Source organism: Synechococcus sp. OH2, from assembly GCF_047462155.1.
Taxonomy (GTDB): domain Bacteria; phylum Cyanobacteriota; class Cyanobacteriia; order Thermostichales; family Thermostichaceae; genus Thermostichus.
In genome coordinates this window covers 17547-35303 of sequence record NZ_JANSIR010000103.1, presented here as the reverse complement: position 1 = coordinate 35303, position 17757 = coordinate 17547, and the positions used below count along the sequence as shown (strand labels likewise).

The 17757-nt window shown below is 61.0% G+C and carries 17 protein-coding genes and 1 pseudogene; 5 read left to right on the top strand and 13 right to left on the bottom strand.

The window, feature by feature from the left end:
* Positions 1-1294: SbcC/MukB-like Walker B domain-containing protein (locus NW835_RS10300; protein WP_414415230.1), on the top strand; the 1294-nt coding region annotated here is incomplete at its 5' end.
* Here NW835_RS10300 and NW835_RS10295 read toward each other — a convergent pair.
* The 6 genes and pseudogenes from NW835_RS10295 to NW835_RS10270 form a co-directional block, all read right to left on the bottom strand.
* On the bottom strand, positions 1291-1719 hold the full coding sequence (locus tag NW835_RS10295; protein ID WP_414337951.1) for a GerW family sporulation protein: 429 nt from the start codon (positions 1717-1719) through the stop codon (positions 1291-1293). The genes NW835_RS10300 and NW835_RS10295 overlap by 4 nt on opposite strands.
* A gap of 293 nt (positions 1720-2012) precedes the next feature.
* Positions 2013-2276, bottom strand: a complete 264-nt coding sequence (locus tag NW835_RS10290) for a DUF2973 domain-containing protein (RefSeq protein ID WP_414333816.1) — start codon at positions 2274-2276, stop codon at positions 2013-2015.
* Positions 2276-2596 (bottom strand): DUF2605 domain-containing protein, encoded by a 321-nt coding sequence (locus NW835_RS10285; protein ID WP_414341527.1) that lies wholly within the window; start codon positions 2594-2596, stop codon positions 2276-2278. The genes NW835_RS10290 and NW835_RS10285 overlap by 1 nt, the downstream gene beginning before the upstream one ends.
* Before the next feature lie 48 nt (positions 2597-2644).
* Positions 2645-4129: pseudogene (locus NW835_RS10280) on the bottom strand (cobaltochelatase subunit CobN); the annotation flags it as partial.
* 27 nt (positions 4130-4156) lie between these two features.
* Complete coding sequence (locus tag NW835_RS10275; protein WP_414378556.1) at positions 4157-5338, bottom strand: transaldolase; 1182 nt, start codon at positions 5336-5338, stop codon at positions 4157-4159.
* 256 nt (positions 5339-5594) lie between these two features.
* Positions 5595-6584 carry an RluA family pseudouridine synthase gene (locus NW835_RS10270; protein ID WP_414415229.1) on the bottom strand — a complete coding sequence of 330 codons (990 nt, stop codon included), beginning with the start codon at positions 6582-6584 and terminating at the stop codon, positions 5595-5597.
* A 259-nt stretch (positions 6585-6843) separates the two neighbouring features.
* Between NW835_RS10270 and ppsA the strand changes: the two genes are divergently transcribed.
* Both ppsA and NW835_RS10260 read left to right on the top strand, forming a co-directional pair.
* The gene (ppsA, locus tag NW835_RS10265) at positions 6844-9294 is read left to right on the top strand and encodes a phosphoenolpyruvate synthase (RefSeq protein ID WP_414415228.1); all 2451 of its coding nucleotides are present in this window, start codon (positions 6844-6846) and stop codon (positions 9292-9294) included.
* A 69-nt stretch (positions 9295-9363) separates the two neighbouring features.
* Positions 9364-10632, top strand: a complete 1269-nt coding sequence (locus tag NW835_RS10260) for a dihydrolipoamide acetyltransferase family protein (RefSeq protein WP_414415227.1) — start codon at positions 9364-9366, stop codon at positions 10630-10632.
* 4 nt (positions 10633-10636) lie between these two features.
* Here the strand turns inward: NW835_RS10260 and NW835_RS10255 are convergent, their stop codons facing one another.
* A complete protein-coding gene (locus NW835_RS10255; protein WP_414372446.1) occupies positions 10637-11008 on the bottom strand; it encodes a rhodanese-like domain-containing protein in 372 nt (123 codons plus the stop codon).
* A gap of 212 nt (positions 11009-11220) precedes the next feature.
* On the opposite strand from NW835_RS10255, the gene NW835_RS10250 reads away from it, so the two are divergent.
* A complete protein-coding gene (locus NW835_RS10250) occupies positions 11221-12777 on the top strand; it encodes a right-handed parallel beta-helix repeat-containing protein (protein ID WP_414415226.1) in 1557 nt (518 codons plus the stop codon).
* Between the two features lie 220 nt (positions 12778-12997).
* Here NW835_RS10250 and ndhI read toward each other — a convergent pair whose 3' ends face one another.
* The 4 genes from ndhI to NW835_RS10230 are packed head-to-tail and all read right to left on the bottom strand — an operon-like array spanning position 12998 to position 16245.
* Positions 12998-13615, bottom strand: coding sequence for an NAD(P)H-quinone oxidoreductase subunit I (ndhI, locus tag NW835_RS10245; RefSeq protein ID WP_414376709.1), 618 nt, complete (start codon positions 13613-13615; stop codon positions 12998-13000).
* Positions 13616-13644: 29 nt separating this feature from the next.
* A complete protein-coding gene (gene nuoH / locus NW835_RS10240) occupies positions 13645-14766 on the bottom strand; it encodes an NADH-quinone oxidoreductase subunit NuoH (RefSeq protein WP_414376707.1) in 1122 nt (373 codons plus the stop codon).
* A gap of 60 nt (positions 14767-14826) precedes the next feature.
* Positions 14827-15030: a hypothetical protein gene (locus NW835_RS10235; RefSeq protein WP_414365360.1), complete on the bottom strand. Its 204-nt coding sequence runs from the start codon at positions 15028-15030 to the stop codon at positions 14827-14829.
* Positions 15031-15060: 30 nt separating this feature from the next.
* Positions 15061-16245, bottom strand: coding sequence for an NAD(P)H-quinone oxidoreductase subunit H (locus NW835_RS10230; protein ID WP_414365381.1), 1185 nt, complete (start codon positions 16243-16245; stop codon positions 15061-15063).
* A gap of 173 nt (positions 16246-16418) precedes the next feature.
* Between NW835_RS10230 and NW835_RS10225 the strand changes: the two genes are divergently transcribed.
* Entirely contained in the window at positions 16419-16742 is a 324-nt protein-coding gene (locus tag NW835_RS10225) for a DUF3288 family protein (protein WP_414335221.1), read from the top strand.
* On the opposite strand, the gene NW835_RS10220 is transcribed toward NW835_RS10225, so the two are convergent.
* Positions 16739-17296: a carboxymuconolactone decarboxylase family protein gene (locus tag NW835_RS10220; protein WP_414415225.1), complete on the bottom strand. Its 558-nt coding sequence runs from the start codon at positions 17294-17296 to the stop codon at positions 16739-16741. The genes NW835_RS10225 and NW835_RS10220 overlap by 4 nt on opposite strands.
* A gap of 203 nt (positions 17297-17499) precedes the next feature.
* Positions 17500-17751: a hypothetical protein gene (locus NW835_RS10215; RefSeq protein ID WP_414365362.1), complete on the bottom strand. Its 252-nt coding sequence runs from the start codon at positions 17749-17751 to the stop codon at positions 17500-17502.
* Between the last annotated feature and the right edge of the window lie 6 nt (positions 17752-17757).

Below are 17757 nucleotides of genomic sequence, written 5' to 3'. Positions count from 1 at the left end.
GCAGCAGCAGTGGGAGGCCGGGCAGGAGCGCCATCGGCAACTGGAGGCTTGGCGGGCAGAAGCGGCAGAACTGGAGCAAATCCTCAACCAAGAAGCTTATGCCCCAGAGGCGCGGCAGCAGCTTGCCCAGATCCAGCAGGCCCTGCAACACCTGGGCTACGACGAGCGCGAACACGCCCTGCAGCGAGGGGAGCTGGAGCGCTGGCGCTGGGCCCTGGGCCGCTCCCAAGAACTGCGCAAGGCCCAGGAGCGCCGCGCCCGCCTAGGTGAGCAAATCGCCTCCCTACAAGCCCAACTGGAAGCCCTGCAGCAGACGCCCTCCTCGGCTGCCCTAGCAGAGCGACTGGTCCAGATCGAACAGGCGCTGCACCACCTCGGCTACGACGGATCCCTGCACCAGCAGGTAAAAGCAGAACTGGCCCAGGCGCAACTGTGGCCGGCCCGCCTGCAGGCCCTCCAAATAGCCCGCCAGGAGCTGCCGGAAGCCACAGCCCGCAGCCAGGTCTTGGCCCAACGCCTGCAGGAAAGCCGGCAGCACTTTGCCCAGGCCACCCAAGAGCTGGAAGCGCTGCAGCAACAACTGGCGGAGCAGCCTGAGGTCTTGCCCGCCCACCTGGAAGGGATCCGCCAAGCTCTGCAGGAGCACCGGCAAGGGCTGGATCAGGTGCTTTCTCAAATCGGGGCGGCCCAACAGCGGCTGCAGCAGGCCCTTGAACAACAGTCGGAGCGGGCAGAGCTAGAGCGACAACTGCAGCAGGCCCGCCGCCAGCAGCAGGTGTACCAGGAGCTGGCCAACGCCTACGGCCGCAACGGCATTCCCGCCCTGATCATCGAAAACGTTCTGCCAGAGCTAGAGGCCCAGGCCAACCAGATCCTGGGCCGCCTCACCCAACACCGCCTCCATCTGCGCTTTGTAACCCAGCGCTCGGGGCGACGCTCGGACAAGCTAATTGAAACCCTCGACATCCTCATCGCCGATCCCCGCGGCCCCCGCCCCTACGAGACCTACTCCGGCGGCGAGGCCTTCCGCATCAACTTCGCCATTCGCCTGGCCCTCTCCCGCCTGCTTACCCAGCGCTCCGGCTCCGACCTGCAAACGTTGATCATTGACGAGGGGTTTGGCTCCCAGGACGCCACCGGGCGGGCCCAGTTGCTGGCGGCCATCAACGCTGTGGCCTCTGACTTTGCCTGCATCCTGGTGATCACCCACATCCCCAGCCTGCAAGAGGCCTTTCCCCACCGCATCGAGGTGCAGCCCTCCCCCCAGGGATCCCGCCTCTCCATTCGCGGCTAGTCATTTGGCTGGTCATTTGAGGAGTTGCCGGCCCGGCTCTGGAGCCACTGCTGCAGCAGGGGAATTATAGTCTCGCCAAGCTGGCTCCACTGGCCAGGCTTTTGGGCCGTGGTCAGCAGCTCCACCCGCTCCCCTCGGATCACCAAAAAGCCCACCGGCTCGATGCGCACCCCGCCCCCCGCTCCGCCAAACAGGCTGGCCGGATCCCGTCCGTTGCTGCGAAAGCCAAAATGGCCCCCTCCTCCGCCAACGCCAAAATAGAGCGACACGTAGGGGACAATCGTTGTGTCGCCAATGGTAATCGGCTGGCCAAAGGTCTGTCCCGTCTCCGCCAAAACCGTCAGCTTGCTCAGCACCGCCTCCAGGACGGCTTCCACCTCGAAATCGGAATTGGAATCGGATCCCATTTGTGACGTTTGCGTCAATGCTGCAGGCCAGCTCCAGAGGCCACCAGGTGAAGAACCAGATTGACTGTAGTTGTCTCAAACAAGGTTAAGATACCTTGCCGCCTACCCAAGTGCTCCGCGCCGCTACCCTCACCCCCGGCCCCTCTCCCTCAGGGACGACCCTCACCCCCAACCCCTCTCCCTCAGGGAGAGGGGAGTTAGGAATAGTGCTCGGCGCCAGGTGCTTCATCGTAACTTCATCCAAGAAAGGCTACTTACCCCCACAACTGACTCGGGCCGACACCGAGAAAGGGGAAGCTCCTGCGCCGCTTTTAATCCTCGTCAGGAGAGCCAGAGTAGAGATCTTCCAGGCGGCTGCGGGCTTCTTCCAGGCTGGTCGAACGAATCACCAACAAGGGCTCTTCCGTCAGGTTGCCTTCTTCATCCAAGAGCTCTGGGTGGGGCGCCTGTCGGCGAGCCCGACGGGGCGAGGCCTTGCGCTCTTCTTTGCCCAACGTGATGATATTGGCCACCAGGTTACGCAGGGCCACAAAAGCGATGGCCACGAAAGCGATGAGGTAGAGGATCTGCAGCATCACGGGTCAGATGAGTCAGAGGAAGGGTGAATTTGGCGGAAGCGACGGCCCAGCTCGGCGCACTCCATCAGCAGGTGATGCCATTTTGCCATCAGCGCTGGGTCAACGCCAACTTCATTCTCCGACAGCTGATAGAGGGCTTCTGCGGCTTGCAATTCTGCTTGGGCAGCCAAAACCCGCTCCAGAAGGGCCTGCTGCGCCTCTGGGCTAATAAATTCTAGGGTTTCTTCTTGCAAAAAGCGGCGGGAGCGCTCAAACCAGTAGCGGTAATCTTCCAGTAGGGGCCCCAGAATCTCTCGCAGTAACTTGGCTTTGCTCATCATTGGGATCCCTCCGCGCCTGGTTTGCTGAGAGCATCTTAGCTGAACTTAACCTTCTCCCGCCAGGGATCCCTGGGTGGCCTCCAGGCGGGCTTCCGTCTCCAGCAGCAGGGCTTCCAGCTGGGGCACCAGCTCTAGGGCCTGCTCTTGCCAGTAGCCCCGCTGGTGGGCTTCCAGCAGCCGCTCGCTCATATCCCGCAGTGCCCAGGGGTTGTGATCCCGCAGAAACTGCTGCACCCGGGGATCCAACAGGTAGGCGCGGGCCACCCCGGCGTACATGAAATCGGGCACGGCGTGGGTGGTGACGTCGTAGGCAAAAAGGTAGTCGAGGGTGGCGGCCATCTCAAAGGCGCCTTTGTAGCCGTGGCGCATTACGCCGGCAATCCACTTGGGGTTGACGACGCGGGCGCGATAGACGCGGTCGATCTCTTCGGCCAGGGTGCGGATCTTGGGGTTGTGGGGACGGGCGTGATCCCCGAAGTAGATTTGGGGGTTGCGGCCCTGGAGGGTGCGCACGGCTGCCACCATGCCCCCCTGGAACTGGTAGTAGTCATCGGAGTCGAGGAGATCGTGCTCGCGGTTATCCTGGTTGTGCAGGACAATTTGCAAGCGGGCCAGTTGCCGCCGCAGAGCTGCGGGGGCCGGCTCTCCCTCGCCCTCGGCCCGGTAGGCGTAGCCGCTCCAGGTGAGGTAGGCGCGCGCCAGATCCGCCTCGGTTTCCCAGTTTTGCGCCTCGATTAGCCCCTGCAGTCCGGCTCCGTAGGCCCCTGGTTTGGAGCCAAAGATGCGCAGCCGCGCCCGCTCTGCCGCTTCTGAAGGCGGGATCCCTTGCTCCTGCCAGTACTGGGTATCGGCCAGCACCTGGGCCCGCAGGGGGTTGTCGGCTTCCGGTTCTTCCAGGGCGGCCACGGCCTGCACGGCCCGGTCGAAGAGGGCAATCAGGTTGGGAAAAGCATCGCGAAAGAAGCCGGAGATGCGCAGGGTTACGTCCACGCGGGGACGGCCCAAAGCCGCTTCAGGCAGAATCTCGATATCCACCACCCGTCCCCCCTCCCAGCGGGGCCTAACCCCCAAGAGCGCCAGCGCCTCCGCCCAGTCCTCGCCGCCGGTTCTCAGGGTGGCAGTTCCCCAAACGGATAGGCCCAGGTGGCGGGGATATTCCCCCTGCTCTTGCACGTAGCGCTCCACCACCCGCTCGGCAGCCAGCGAGCCAACCTGCCAGGCGGTGGGGGTAGGAATGGCGCGGATATCCACCGAGTAGAAGTTGCGCCCGGTGGGCAACACCTCCACCCGGCCCCGCGTGGGGGCGCCGGAAGGGCCGCTGGGCACATAGCCGCCATTGAGCCCGCGCAGGAGATTTTCCAGCTCCTGGGGCGTTTGCTGCAGGCGGGGGAGCAAGTCCGTCTCGATCCAGCGCAGCACCTGGCTGGCCGCCGGCCCCGGGGGCGGATCGTAAGGGATCCCCTGTAGCCGCTGGGCAATCCAGAGGCGGGCCTGGGCCTCTAGGGCAGCTACCCCATCCCCGATGCAGCGAAAGTTCTCGCCCATAGAGCTGGCTGGCTAATTCCTCAAGTAGACGGCTGCCCCTAGGCCGACCAGCATTTCTTCGGGGGTAATTTTGCCATCTTGGTTGGTGTCGAGGGCATCGAAGACGCGATCCGCCCCCATCCACTCCTCGCGGGTAATGAAGCCATCCCCATCCAGGTCGTAGATGCGGAAGACATCCTGGGCGGCGTGGGTAATCGTTTCCTTCTTGGCGCCCTCCAGCTTCTGTAGCCGCTCGGTGAGCAGCCTTTCCAGCACCTCCAGCGCCTTGGAGAAGCCCTGGATCCCTTCTTCCAGCTTTTCTGAAGCCATGCGGTTTTCCCGGTGCATCTGGTCGAAGGTGGCTCGATCCATCACCAGACGCGGGATGTCCATTTTCTTGGCTTTTTCCGGATCCAATTTGCGCTCCAGGTGGCCTTCGGTGTTTTGCAGCTCCGCCAAGAGAACTGGCGAGATGGTAAGCAGATCGCAGCCGGCCAGCTCGATGATTTCCCCAATGTTGCGGAAGCTGGCGCCCATCACTTCCGTCGGGTAATCGTATTTGCGCAGATAGTTGTAGATCTGAGTTACCGACTGCACGCCCGGATCTTCAGCAGGGGGATAGCTCTCCCGGCCTGTGTGTTTTTTGTACCAATCCAAGATGCGGCCCACAAAGGGCGAGATGAGGGTTACCCCTGCTTCCGCACAGGCAATGGCCTGGTGCAGGCCAAACATCAGAGTCAGGTTGCAGTGGATCCCTTCTTTTTCTAAGATCTCGGCGGCGCGGATCCCTTCCCAGGTCGAAGCAATTTTAATCAACACCCGCTTGGGATCCGCCCCTGCCGCCTTGTAGAGCTCGATGAGGTAGCGGGCCTTGGCTACGGTAGCCTCGGTGTCGTAGGAGAGGCGGGCATCTACCTCGGTCGAAACCCGACCGGGGATGATGGAGAGAATGCGCACGCCAAAGGCTACCGCCAATTCATCGATGGCGTGGGCCACTACGGTTTTGGTGTCGGCTTTAGATCCCAGTTCTTGGCGGGCCTTGAGCAAGGTCTCATCGACAATGCCCTGGTACTGGGGCATTTGGGCGGCTGCTGTGATCAAAGAGGGATTGGTGGTGGCATCCTGCGGCTTAAAGGTCTCAATGGCGTTGATATCCCCCGTGTCGGCCACCACGACGGTCATCTCTCGCAACTGCTCCAGCAGGCTCTTGCTCATACTCCCCTCCTTAGCTATCGCGCTTCTGCGACCCAGTCCTAGTGTCGCCCACCCAGGCAAGGGATCCCGGTAGATGTGAGATTGTCTTAATTGTCTGCCCCACCGGTGTGGGGACAACTCTAAACAACTCACCCGGCAAAAACACTTCCAACTTCTCTAAAAATTTACTGAAGGTTGAAACTTCCTGGTCACGGGGGATCAGCATGAACCCTGATTGGACAGACCAGACAGGGCCGAGAGCGACCCTAGAAGCTGCCTATCCGGCCTGGCTGCGCAACTGCCGCAGCAGCCGCTCGAACTCTTCCGGCAGAGGGGCAGTAAACTGCAGCGGCTGGCCGGTGCGCGGGTGGACAAAGGAGAGCTTCCAGGCGTGGAGAGCTTGGCCGCTGAGTTTGACGGGGCTGGTTTTGCTCTGGGTATAGAGGGGATCCCCAACAATGGGCAGGCGCAGGTGGGCGGCATGCACCCGAATTTGATGGGTGCGACCGGTCTCCAGTTCAAACTGCATCAGGGTGTAGTTGCCCAATCGCTCCAGCACCTGCCAGTGGGTTACCGCCGCTCGCCCTTGGCCGGGAGGCAAAACCGCCATCTTCTGCCGCTCCACCGGGTGGCGGCCAATGGGGGCAGAGATCGTGCCTTGGCTCTGGGCTGGCCGGCCAAACACCACCCCTAGATAGATGCGCCGAGCCGTCTTGGCCTGGATCTGGGCCTGCAGATGCTGGTGGGCCTGATCGTGTTTGGCAATCACCAGGGCGCCGGTGGTGTCCTTGTCGAGGCGATGGACGATCCCTGGGCGCAGCTCGCCGTTGATCCCGGAAAGGCGAGGACAGTGGGCCAGCAATGCATGCACCAGCGTGCCGCTGGCATGTCCAGGAGCAGGATGCACCACCAGACCGCGCGGCTTGTTGATGACCAGCAGATCCTCATCTTCGTAGAGGATGTCTAAGGGGATCCGCTCCGGCTCCAAAGTTGTAGGGGTGGCTGGTGGGATCCGCACCTCAATCTCATCCCCGGCTTGCAGGGGGCGATCCTTATCCAGGCAGGGCCGCCCATTGAGCCAAACCTGGCCCTGGCAAATGAGCTGCTGCAGGCGCGAGCGCGACAGATCCGGCAGTTGTTCCGCCAACCCGCGATCCAGCCGCAAGCCCTGCTGTTTTTCCGTCACTCTTACCTGGCGAATTGCTGCCGCCGGATCCCTGGGGCCTTCCATTTGCCCTGTTTCCGCAAACTGCTGCTTTGAAAACATTGTGGCAGAGCGGTTCTTTTGCATTAGGTAAAAAAGGTCGAAGATTTGTGGCAGCTTTTTCAGCCGGATCCTAGCGAGATTGTCTTTGTCTCCTCCCTATCTCAGCCGTCTCTGGGTGCGTTGTGCCGGGATTCTAGCCCCAGGAAAACCCTCAGTACACTAGTGGGGGTAGAGCTCCTTGAAGCCAGGCCAGGTCCTGGCGGGAGAAGGTCTTTTTGCAACTATCACGCTTGCTCTGATGGGCATAAGGAGACAAGGCATGTCGGATGGAGTAGCGCTGGGATCCTCTCACCACCAGCTTGGCTCAGAGCCACCCTTGGTTGTGCCCCTCACAGAGGTGGGGCTGCGGGACGTGGCCCAGGTGGGTGGGAAAAACGCCTCTCTAGGGGAAATGCTGCAGCAGTTGACCCCCAAAGGAATCCGCGTGCCCCTGGGGTTTGCCACCACTGCCCATGCCTATCGCCAGTTCATCGCCGCTGCCGGCCTCGAGGAGAAGCTGCGGGAGATCCTCAAAGACCTCGATATCGAGGATGTGCGGAACCTGCGCGAGCGGGGCAAAGCCGCCCGCACCTTGATTCTGCAGACGCCTTTCCCCCCAGAGTTGGAGCAGGCCATCAGCGAAGCCTACCAGAAGCTGTGCGAGCGCTACGGCCCCGATACCGATGTGGCGGTGCGCTCCAGCGCCACAGCAGAAGACCTGCCGGATGCCAGCTTTGCCGGCCAGCAGGAGACCTACCTCAACGTGCACGGGATCCAGGCAGTGCTGAATGCCTGCCACCGCTGCTTTGCCAGCCTGTTTACCGACCGGGCCATCTCCTACCGCCAGATCAAGGGCTTTGACCACTTCCAGGTGGCCCTCTCGGTGGGGGTGCAGAAGATGGTGCGCTCGGACTTGGCCTGTTCGGGGGTGATGTTCTCCATCGACCCAGAAACGGGCTTTAAAGACGCGGTGTTGATCACCGCTGCCTATGGGCTGGGGGAAAACGTGGTGCAAGGCATCGTCAACCCCGACGAATACGTGGTCTTCAAACCTACCCTAAAGCAGGGGCTGCGCCCCATCCTCTCCCGCAAGCTGGGCAGCAAGGCCCTGAAGCTGGTCTACGACGAGGAGGGATCCCGTTCCACCAAAAACGTACCCGTCCCCGAGAGCCTGCGCCGCCAATATGCCCTGCAGGACGACGAGATCCTAGAGCTGGCTCGCTGGGCCTGCCTCATCGAGGAGCACTACTCGGCGCTGCGGGGCCGCTTCACCCCCATGGACATTGAGTGGGCCAAAGACGGGATCACGGGCGAGCTGTTCATCGTCCAGGCCCGCCCCGAGACGGTGCAATCCCAAAAGGCCACCAACCGCCTCAAGACCTACCGCTTTACGCAGACGGAGGCGCGCCCAGACCCCCTGGTGCAAGGACGGGCGGTGGGAGAGGCCATCGGCCAGGGCACAGCCCGCGTCATTTTGGATGTGCGCCGCTCGGATCAGTTCCAGGCTGGCGAGGTGCTGGTGACGGAGAAAACCGATCCCGACTGGGAGCCAATCATGAAAAAGGCCAGCGCCATCGTCACCAACCAGGGGGGCAGAACCTGCCATGCGGCCATCATTGCCCGCGAGCTGGGGATCCCGGCCATTGTTGGCTGCGGCAACGCCACGCAGGTGCTCCGCTCCGGCGATCCCATCACCGTCTCCTGCGCCGAAGGGGAGGAAGGGCGCGTCTATCCTGGTCTATTGCCCTATGAGGTGACGGAGATCCCGCTAGAGGAGCTGCCCCGCCCCCGCACCCAACTGATGATGAACGTGGGCAACCCGGAAAAAGCCTTTGGCCTGAGCGAGATCCCTTGCGACGGCGTGGGTCTGGCGCGGCTGGAGTTCATCATCGCCAACCACATCCAGATCCACCCTCTGGCCTTGATCCACTACAACGAGGCGGTCAAGGAGGAGCCGCGCCTGGCGGAGCTCACCGCCCAGTATGCCGACAAGCCGGAGTACTTTGTAGACAAGCTGGCCCAGGGGGTGGCCACCATCGCCGCTGCCTTCTACCCCAAGCCGGTGATTGTGCGCCTGTCGGACTTCAAGAGCAACGAATACGCCCACCTGCTGGGCGGATCCCGCTATGAGCCCCACGAGGAAAACCCGATGATCGGCTGGCGGGGGGCCTCCCGCTACACGGATCCCCGCTACCGCGAGGGCTTTGCGCTGGAGTGCCGGGCCATGAAACGGGTGCGGGACGAGATGGGCCTGGCCAACGTTATCTTGATGATCCCCTTCTGCCGCACCCCGGAAGAGGGGCACAAGGTGCTGGAGGAGATGGCCCGCCACGGCCTGGTGCGAGGGGAAAACGGCCTGCAGGTGTACGTCATGTGCGAGCTGCCCAGCAACGTCATCCTGGCCGACGAGTTCTGCCAGATCTTCGACGGCTTCTCCATCGGCTCCAACGACCTCACCCAGCTCACCCTGGGGTTGGACCGCGACTCGGCCCTGGTGGCCCACCTTTTTGACGAGCGCCACGAGGCCGTCAAGCGGATGATTGCCCAGGTGATCCAGACGGTGAAAAGCCACGGGCGCAAGATTGGCATCTGTGGACAAGCCCCCAGCGACTACCCTGACTTTGCCCGCTTCCTGGTGCAGCAGGGGATCGACTCCATCAGCCTCAACCCCGATTCCCTGCTGAAAACCCTGTTGGTGGTGGCCGAGGCGGAAGCTGCCGGCGCCCACTAGGCCCAGGGGACTGCGCCGGGATCCCGTCTGCTGGGTTACAATCTTCTCTGCTGTGTTGCCACCCCCGCCATGATCCACGAACTCTCCATGCCGGCCCTCAGCTCCACCATGGAAACGGGCAAGATTGTTGCCTGGCTGAAGAACCCCGGCGACCGGGTGGAGAAAGGAGAAAACATCCTGGTGGTGGAGTCGGACAAAGCAGACATGGATGTGGAGTCCTTCCACAGCGGCATTCTGGCCAGCATCCTCATCCCAGCCGGGGAATCGGCGCCGGTGGGCGCCCCCATCGCCCTCATTGCTGAAACCGAAGCGGAGCTGGCCGAGGCCCAGGAGAGAGCCAAGGCCCTCTCCAAGGGTGCTGCGCCGGTGGCTACCCCTAGCGCGGCCTCTGTCCCCACCGTTCAACGGCCAACCCCTGCGCCTGCAGCAAGCCCCCCCTCCACGCCCCCAAGTGGCTCCGACGGAGCTGGATCCCAGCGCATCCTGGCTTCCCCACGGGCGAAAAAATTGGCAGAAAGTCTGGGGGTTGACCTGCGCACGGTGCGCGGCTCCGGCCCTGGTGGGCGCATCGTAGCCGAAGATGTGGAGCGGGCCGCAGCTCAGCCCACCTCTACCCCGGCGGCAGCTCCTTCCTCGGTCACTCCTCCCCCCGTCTCTGTGCCCCTGGGAGAAGTGGTTCCCCTGAGCACGCTGCAGGCGGCGGTGGTGCGCAACATGAACGCCAGCTTGGGCGTGCCGGTGTTCCACGTCGGCTACACCATTACCACCGACAGCCTGGATCAGCTTTACCAACAGGTGAAGCCCAAGGGGGTAACGCTGACGGCCCTTTTGGTCAAGGCTGTGGCCGTGACTCTAGAAAAGCACCCCCTCCTCAACGCCAGCTACACCGAAAACGGGATCCACTACAAAGCCGACATCAACATCGCCGTGGCGGTGGCCATGGAAGACGGGGGCCTAATTACCCCTGTGCTCAGACAGGCCAACCGAGTTGACCTGTACGAACTCTCACGGCGTTGGAAGGATCTGGTGGAGCGGGCGCGGCGCAAGCAACTGCAGCCGGAGGAGTACACCAGCGGCACCTTTACCCTCTCCAACCTGGGCATGTTTGGGGTGGATCGCTTCGACGCCATCCTGCCTCCCAACCAAGGGGCCATCTTGGCCATTGGTGCTGCTCGCCCCACCGTGGTGGCCACGCCGGAAAAAGCCATCGCCATCCGCTCCCAGATGCAGGTTAACCTTACCTGTGACCACCGCGTCATCTACGGTGCCCACGCCGCAGCTTTCTTGCAAGATCTAGCCCAGTTGTTGGAGCAAAAGGTGGGCTCCCTGACGCTGTAGAAGTTCAATAGGTGGGCAGGGTGGGATCCACCGCAAGGGCCCAGGCGTGGATGCCACCGCTAATGTTGTAGACCTGGGTAAAGCCGTTGGCCTGCAACCACTCGCTCACCTGGGCAGAGCGGATCCCATAGTGGCAGAGGACAAAGGTTGGGCAATGGGGATCCAGCTCCCTCAAGATTCGCTCGCTCCACTCTTTGTAACAGCTCAAGGGGTAGTGGCGAAAGCCAAGGGCGCTGAGGTTGACCAGCTCCAGCTCTGCCGGTTCCCGCACATCGATGAGTTGCAGGGGGCCGGCCTCCGGATCGCGCAGGCGGGCGGCCAGTTCTTGGGGTGTAATCGAGCGAACGGAAGCGGCCATGGCCATCTGTAACCCCATCTGGGCTTCCTTCTCAGGATATACCGGCTCAGCTTCTGCCCTGGGCTACTTGCAATTGTGCAGGATGCGCTTGGCTTCCGCGGATCCCCTGCCAGCGATCTCTTTTGAAAGGCTCTGTCTGGGAGAATTAGATCCTGGGGGCTTATCGTGGCTCTAGGTGTCTGCACTTCTGATACGTTTGACTGATAGGGATTTCCAAGGATTTTCCACGGATGAAAGGATCCCTTCCTAGAAACGGCCAAGCATCCCGATCCACCTGGCGAACCCGTTCCCTCTTGCTGCCTCTGTTAGCAGGGATCGCTTTCGGCTGTGGGGGAGGTGCGGGCAACTCTCCTCCTCTGCCGCCGCCTGGGGAGCCCGTCATCCTAAGGGTGGATCCGGCCAAAGGCCCCTTCACTAAGTTGGCCGATGCCGTCGCAGAGGCGCAGCGATTGCAAAGTGCTACAGCCGGCCTGGAGGTGCTGATTGAGATTTTGGGGGCGGGCAAGGAGAGGCTAGAGAAGAACCTGGCCTTGGATGGAGGTGACGGCACCAATGGCGGGCGGATTCGGATTACCAGCTCTGCTGCCTACGAGATCCTGGCCGGGTTGTTCAATGTCATCGTAGCTAGCCAAACCAGCCTGCAAGGGGTGGAGGTGGTGTTGGAAGGCGGAAAGATTCAGGTAAACGATGGCACCTTTCAGCCAAGCAAGGTTACCCTCAATAGCCCCAGCTCCAACATCTTGGTCAACGGTAATGCCGCCGTTTTGGAGGGAGCTGTCAACCAATTGGCCCAGGTTTTTTGCCAGCAGTTTTCGGATCCCTGTGTGCAGATCTCGGGCAATGGTCGCGTCGCCAGCATCTCGGTCACTGTCAGCAAGACAGGAGGCGTAGGTGTCGGCACTGTGCCAGGGAGTAATCCGCTCCTGGAGAACAACGCGATCCTTCTGCAAGCTTTGGGAGCTTTGGGGGTTCGCTATAGCGACAACTCCGGCGGGATCTTCCGCAACAACCAGATCGAAGGGGATCCGCCCACTGCTGCGGCTGGGTTGGCGCTGCAGGCTCGCCAGACAGATGCCGGCGGCACCACCGGGATCCAACTGGATGGAGCGGGATCGGCGCCGGCGATTCAATCCAACCGGATCGGCGTGGGCGGGATAGCCGGCAGCGTCGGCATTCGCATCTTGCAAGGAACCCAGGCCCGCACCATTACCGGAAATACGTTCCTAGCCCGGGGCGAGGGCGCGGGGGTAGCCATTCAAGTAGCTCCCGGCACGCCGGAGGCAGTGGTCGCCGCCTACTTGGCCGGCAACAGCTTCCAGGGCAACCTTGCTGAGAGAATCGGCGGCGGATCTGCGCCGACGCCGACAGCGACCCCTGTCCCGACTCCGAGGCCATCTCCAACTCCCCCGGTGCTCGGCACCGGCCCAATTCAGATTACTCTCACCTGGAGCACTATCGATGACCTTGACCTATATGTCACGGATCCCAGGCAGCAGACAGTGTTTTTTGACAATCGGGTTATTCCTTCTGGGGGACAGCTAGATGTGGATGCCAATGCCGACTGCGTTGCCGTAACAGAAAATCCTGTAGAGAATGTTTTTTGGGCCTCCACCCCGCCCTCAGGCCTGTACCTTATTGAGGTGAGGTTGTTCCGGCGCTGTTCTCAGGTCACTGCTCCCATTCCCTTTACTGTAACGGTTCGCAAAAGCGGAAGCGCCGCACAAACCTTCAGCGGATCGGCCACCTCTCCTGGCTCGGCGGGCAGGTTTACCTTTTCCTTTCCCTAAAGTTGGCTAAGGCTGGCATCCATCCGTCCTGGACACCCCCATTCCAGTTCTTGACTCAGGGATCCAGAAAACTTTTCCCCACCTTGCAGACAAGTGAGCCCCACAAGTTCAAACAGCCACAGCGGCCACAAAACACCTTCTTGAAGCAGAGTCTATCTCCCCTCTCCCAGGGGGAGAGGGGTCGGGGGTGAGGGACAGCAGTGCCGAGTGCAGGGGATCCCTATTCCACGGCGGCCTTGGCCGCTTTCGCCTCTTTGGCAGCTCTCATTTCCGCCAGAATCTCCTCCGGTCGCTTGCCAGCTCGCTGGGATCCGGCAGGCAGCTCATGGGGATCGATCACCCCCTTGGGCAGGTAGGCAAACTCCCGTAGCGGCGTCACCATCGGATCTTCCGTGACCTTGGAAGGCAGACGGCCCAGCGCCACCTGATGGTAGTTCAGTTCGTGGCGGTCGTAGGTGGCTAGCTCATAATCTTCGGTAACCGAGAGGCAATTGGTGGGGCAAAACTCGACGCAATTGGCACAGAAAATACACACTCCAAAATCAATGCTGTAGCTATAGAGTTCTTTTTTCTTCAGCTCGGTGTTGTAGACCCAGTCCACCACCGGCAGGTCGATGGGGCAAACCCGAACACAGATCTCGCAGGCAATGCACTTATCGAACTCGAAATGAATGCGTCCCCGAAAGCGCTCGGAGGGGATCAATTTCTCAAAGGGGTACTGAACAGTTACGGGCCGGCGGTTCATGTGGTCGAAAACCACCCCCATCCCCTGGCCGATGTACTTGGCTGCTTTGAAAGCGTCGCTTACGTATTCGCCAACTCGCTTTAGAAAAGTCATGGTCGCTTTCCTCTCTCTTGTACTCTCATTCAACCCCCGAAAAAGGCGGGGAAGGCAAGTTTCAAGGCTGCCGTCAACAGCAAGTTCACAAACGAGACAGGCAGCAGAAATTTCCACCCCAAGTCCAACAGTTGGTCAATGCGCACCCGCGGCAAGGTCCAGCGCAGGAGGATGGCCAAGAACACGAAGATAAAAGCCTTGACCATCGTCATGAGAATCCCTAAGACCGCCGCGCCAATCTGCAAAAAGGGGTTGTCCAACGGGATCCCAAGCCAGGCGGCGATCGTCTCCACCGGCACCACAAACGACCAGCCACCCAGGTACAACACCGCCGCAATTAGGGAAGCCAGCAGCAGGTTGGCGTAGGATCCCAGATAAAACAGGGCAAATTTCATGCCGGAGTACTCCGTTTGGTAGCCAGCCACCAGCTCCTCCTCGGCTTCCGGCAAGTCGAACGGGATCCGCTCCGTTTCTGCCAGGGCCGAGATCAAGAAAATGACAAAACCAATCGGCTGCCGCCAGACGTTCCAACTGAGGATCCCCAGCCCGCTTTGCTGCTCCACAATCCCCACGGTGTCTAGGCCGTTGCTCATCAGCACTACCGCCAGCACCGACAGAGCTAGGGGCAGCTCGTAGCTGATCGACTGAGCTGCCGCCCGCAGTCCCCCCAGCAGGGAATACTTGTTGTTGGAGCCGTAGCCGGACATCAACAAGCCAATGGGCTGCACGCTGGAGGTGGCGATCAGGAAAAAGACGCCGATGGCGATGTTGGAGATCAACAGGTTTTGGCCGAAGGGAACCACTAGGTAACACAAAAAGACCGGCAGGAAAACCAAGATCGGCCCCAGCGTGAACAAAACTGGGTCGGCCAGGCTGGGCAGCACATCCTCCTTCGTCAAGAGCTTGATGCCATCGGCAATTGGGATCAGTACCCCCTGGGGGCCAGCCATGTTGGGGCCAATCCGCTGTTGGGCTGCTGCCGAGATCTTGCGCTCCAGCCAAGTCATCACCATCACCCCTAGGGTGGCGGCGATGACCAGCAGCAACATGGGCAGGGGCATCCAGAGGGCATGAGCGACGCCTGGGCTCAAGCCCAAGTTTTGCAGGGCAGTCTCAAAGCCGAGCTGTAGATCGATACCGGCAGTTGTCATGGGGTTGAGTAGCTCCCTAAAGACGGTGGGTCAAAAAAACCTTGGATCCCGTGTCGTTAACTAAGCCTTGCCGTTGGGATCCGACTGAGAGGGACGGTGGCGGCGGCGTAGCTCCTGCTGAATGATGGCCTGGAGGCGAGCATCAGATAGCTGCTCGGCGCGGCGACGCCTTTCTTCTTGGTACTTGGCCCATTGCTTGGGGCCGATAATTGCGGCAATAGTTGCAACAATCAAAAGCGGCAGAACCAAGATCGCCCAGGCCATCGCCTTTATCCTCGCTTTCCTAGCGGTATTTTAGCGATCCACCTCCCCCATGATGATGTCGATGCTGCCCAGAATGGCGATCATATCGGCTACCTTCATGCCCCGAATGAGCTGAGGCAGCACCTGCAGGTTGACAAAGCCAGGCGGACGAATTTTCCAGCGCCAGGGACAGACATTGTCGTCGCCGACGATGTAAATGCCCAGCTCGCCTTTGGCGCTCTCCACCCGCACGTAGGCCTCTCCTTTGGGGATCTTGAAGTTGGCCGAGGGTTTTTTGCTGATGAACTGGTAATCACCTTTGTTCCACTCCGACTTTGGCCCCTCCAGCATGCGTTTGGCTTCCAGATTTTCAAAGGGGCCACCGGGCAGAGCCTTCACCGCCTGCTGGACAATTTTGCAGGACTCGCGCATCTCCTTCATGCGCACCCGATAGCGGGCCAGGCAATCCCCCTCTGGGTAAACGGCCACCTCCCAGTCGAAGTCGTCGTAGCACTCGTAGTGATCCACCTTGCGCAGATCCCAGTTGACGCCGCAGGCGCGCAGCATGGGGCCGGATAGACCCCAGTTGATGGCATCCTGCTTGGAGATGACCCCCACCCCTTCCAGCCGCCGGCGGAAAATGGGGTTGTCGGTAACCAGCCGCTCGTACTCATCTACTTTGGGCAGGAAGTACTCGCAAAAATCGAGGCATTTTTCCGTCCAGCCGTAGGGCAGATCCACCGCTACGCCCCCGACGCGGAAGTAGTTGTTGTTGATGAGGCGCATGCCGGTGACGGCTTCAAACAAATCCAAGATCCACTCCCGCTCCCGCATAGCATAGAGGAAGGGGGTTTGGGCACCCAAGTCCGCCAAGAAGGGGCCGAACCAGAGCAGGTGATTGGTGATGCGGGTCAGCTCTAACATGATCACGCGCAAGTAGCTGGCCCGCCGGGGCACCGGGATCCCAGCCAGTTTCTCGACGGCGTTGACGGTGATGGCCTCGTTGAACATGCCAGCGCCGTAGTCCCAGCGAGAGACGTAGGGCAGGTATTGCACCACGGTGCGGTTTTCGGCAATTTTTTCCATGCCGCGGTGCAAGTAGCCGATCACGGGCTCGCAATCAACGATGTTTTCGCCATCGAGGGTGACCAGCAGGCGCAAGACCCCGTGCATAGAGGGATGGTGCGGCCCAAAGTTGAGCAGCATCCGGTCGGTACGGGTCTCGATCATGGGCATGGGCATAGCCGCCGCCTCCGCAACTGAAGAATGTTTATGGTCTGCAACATTTGCAGTATAACGGCTTTCCCGCGGTTCCTCGATCTCTCGGGCCATCAGGGATCCCAATTTTCGTCATTGAGGATCCCCTAATGGGTTCGGCTAGAGTGTTTTAAAGAAAGGTAAGGAGAGGGATGGCGGCATCTGGTTCACCCCCGAATGGCTTATCTCGGCGGGAGCAACAGCATCCGCTATATGCCACCGACAGGGCTGTGCTTGATGAGCTGATGGCGCAGGCTCGGGAGAACCCTCCCTCCGATTGGGTGCTGGCCGAAGTCGCCCGTCTGCGCATCCGCTATCAAGGTTTCCCTGGCGCCTGGGATCTGCAGCAGGATTTGGATCAGATCTTGGAGCAGTGGGGCCTGAGCGAAGAGGAGCTGTTTGCCCGCACCCGCCAGATCCACGCTCGCGGCCAGGTGTACGACCGCAGCTTCAGCACGCGAGACGACTGGGCCTAGGAGGCCTGGAGTTGCTCCGCAAAAACAGGATCCAGAGGCACATCCAAAGCGGCGATGACCTTGGTCCAGAAGTTCATAAAGCCGATCCAGGCCGAGAGCTCCACCAGATCTTCATCCGACCAGATGGCTTTGAGTTGGGCAAAGAAGCTATCGGTAACCACCATGCTGGGCACGGTCATGCGCTCGGCGTACTCGATGGCCAGTTTCTCCGCCTCGGTGTAGAGGGTGCTGGTGCGGGCCTGGGCCACCGCCGCAATTTTGGCCCGGCTAGCTCCGTGTTTTTGCGCCTGCAGGGTGTGGTAGGGCAGGCAGTAGTGGCGGCAGCCGTTGATCTGGGCAATGCGGATGCTGACCAGCTCCTTCAGCTCTTCGGGCAGGTTGGGGTTGTCGGTGTGCAGCGCCCCGTAAAGGTTCATCACCGCCCGCATCAGTTGTGGCTTATGGGCCATCACCTGTAGCGGGTTGAGGGCGGTGCCGTAGGTTTTCTCCAGGCTTTCGTAAACCTTCTGCAGTTGCTTATCGGCTTTTTCTGGGGGAACAGGAGGGATCCGCATGGATGATCTATAAAATTGCAGCATTCTCGACTTTAGCGCGTTTGGGGGATCCGCCCAAGCCTTCCACTCCGCTGCCCTGGCTGTTTCCTCAGGGATCCCTGCTCCCACTGAGGAGTGAGCTTCAAGCCTTCTGACAACTTTGGGTGCGGGCTTTCCCGGCCCCACCGTCAAGCCGGACGGCAGCCCTGTTTGCAAGCCCCAACTCAATTCCCCAAGGACTGCTCGAGGGCCTCCACCTGCTGCTGCGTGGCCGTAGCCCCTTGATTGAGGGTTTGCTGGAGCTGTTCCCGCGACTGGTAGATCTGCAGCGGCCCTCCCTGGGGGATTCCTTGCTGGGCGGCCTCAGGGCTGGCCTGTTCCGGCCTCGGCTCTGAACCGAGCGGGTTGCGATAGAGGCGGTTCACAACCAAAAAGCCCACCAGCACCACGGCAGTTGCCACCAAAAGTCGAACCATATCCGG

What these genes read in the sequence shown, in the direction of transcription:
- ndhI (WP_414376709.1), bottom strand. Translation starts at nt 13,615, where the DNA reads ATGACTTTTCTAAAGCGAGTTGGCGAATACGTAAGCGACGCTTTCAAA.
- nuoH (WP_414376707.1), bottom strand. Translation starts at nt 14,766, where the DNA reads ATGACAACTGCCGGTATCGATCTACAGCTCGGCTTTGAGACTGCCCTG.
- NW835_RS10220 (WP_414415225.1), bottom strand. Translation starts at nt 17,296, where the DNA reads ATGCGGATCCCTCCTGTTCCCCCAGAAAAAGCCGATAAGCAACTGCAG.
- NW835_RS10255 (WP_414372446.1), bottom strand. Translation starts at nt 11,008, where the DNA reads ATGGGGTTACAGATGGCCATGGCCGCTTCCGTTCGCTCGATTACACCC.
- NW835_RS10290 (WP_414333816.1), bottom strand. Translation starts at nt 2,276, where the DNA reads ATGCTGCAGATCCTCTACCTCATCGCTTTCGTGGCCATCGCTTTTGTG.
- ppsA (WP_414415228.1), top strand. Translation starts at nt 6,844, where the DNA reads ATGTCGGATGGAGTAGCGCTGGGATCCTCTCACCACCAGCTTGGCTCA.
- NW835_RS10235 (WP_414365360.1), bottom strand. Translation starts at nt 15,030, where the DNA reads ATGGCCTGGGCGATCTTGGTTCTGCCGCTTTTGATTGTTGCAACTATT.
- NW835_RS10275 (WP_414378556.1), bottom strand. Translation starts at nt 5,338, where the DNA reads ATGAGCAAGAGCCTGCTGGAGCAGTTGCGAGAGATGACCGTCGTGGTG.
- NW835_RS10260 (WP_414415227.1), top strand. Translation starts at nt 9,364, where the DNA reads ATGATCCACGAACTCTCCATGCCGGCCCTCAGCTCCACCATGGAAACG.
- NW835_RS10285 (WP_414341527.1), bottom strand. Translation starts at nt 2,596, where the DNA reads ATGAGCAAAGCCAAGTTACTGCGAGAGATTCTGGGGCCCCTACTGGAA.
- NW835_RS10215 (WP_414365362.1), bottom strand. Translation starts at nt 17,751, where the DNA reads ATGGTTCGACTTTTGGTGGCAACTGCCGTGGTGCTGGTGGGCTTTTTG.
- NW835_RS10230 (WP_414365381.1), bottom strand. Translation starts at nt 16,245, where the DNA reads ATGCCCATGATCGAGACCCGTACCGACCGGATGCTGCTCAACTTTGGG.
- NW835_RS10250 (WP_414415226.1), top strand. Translation starts at nt 11,221, where the DNA reads ATGAAAGGATCCCTTCCTAGAAACGGCCAAGCATCCCGATCCACCTGG.
- NW835_RS10225 (WP_414335221.1), top strand. Translation starts at nt 16,419, where the DNA reads ATGGCGGCATCTGGTTCACCCCCGAATGGCTTATCTCGGCGGGAGCAA.
- NW835_RS10270 (WP_414415229.1), bottom strand. Translation starts at nt 6,584, where the DNA reads ATGTTTTCAAAGCAGCAGTTTGCGGAAACAGGGCAAATGGAAGGCCCC.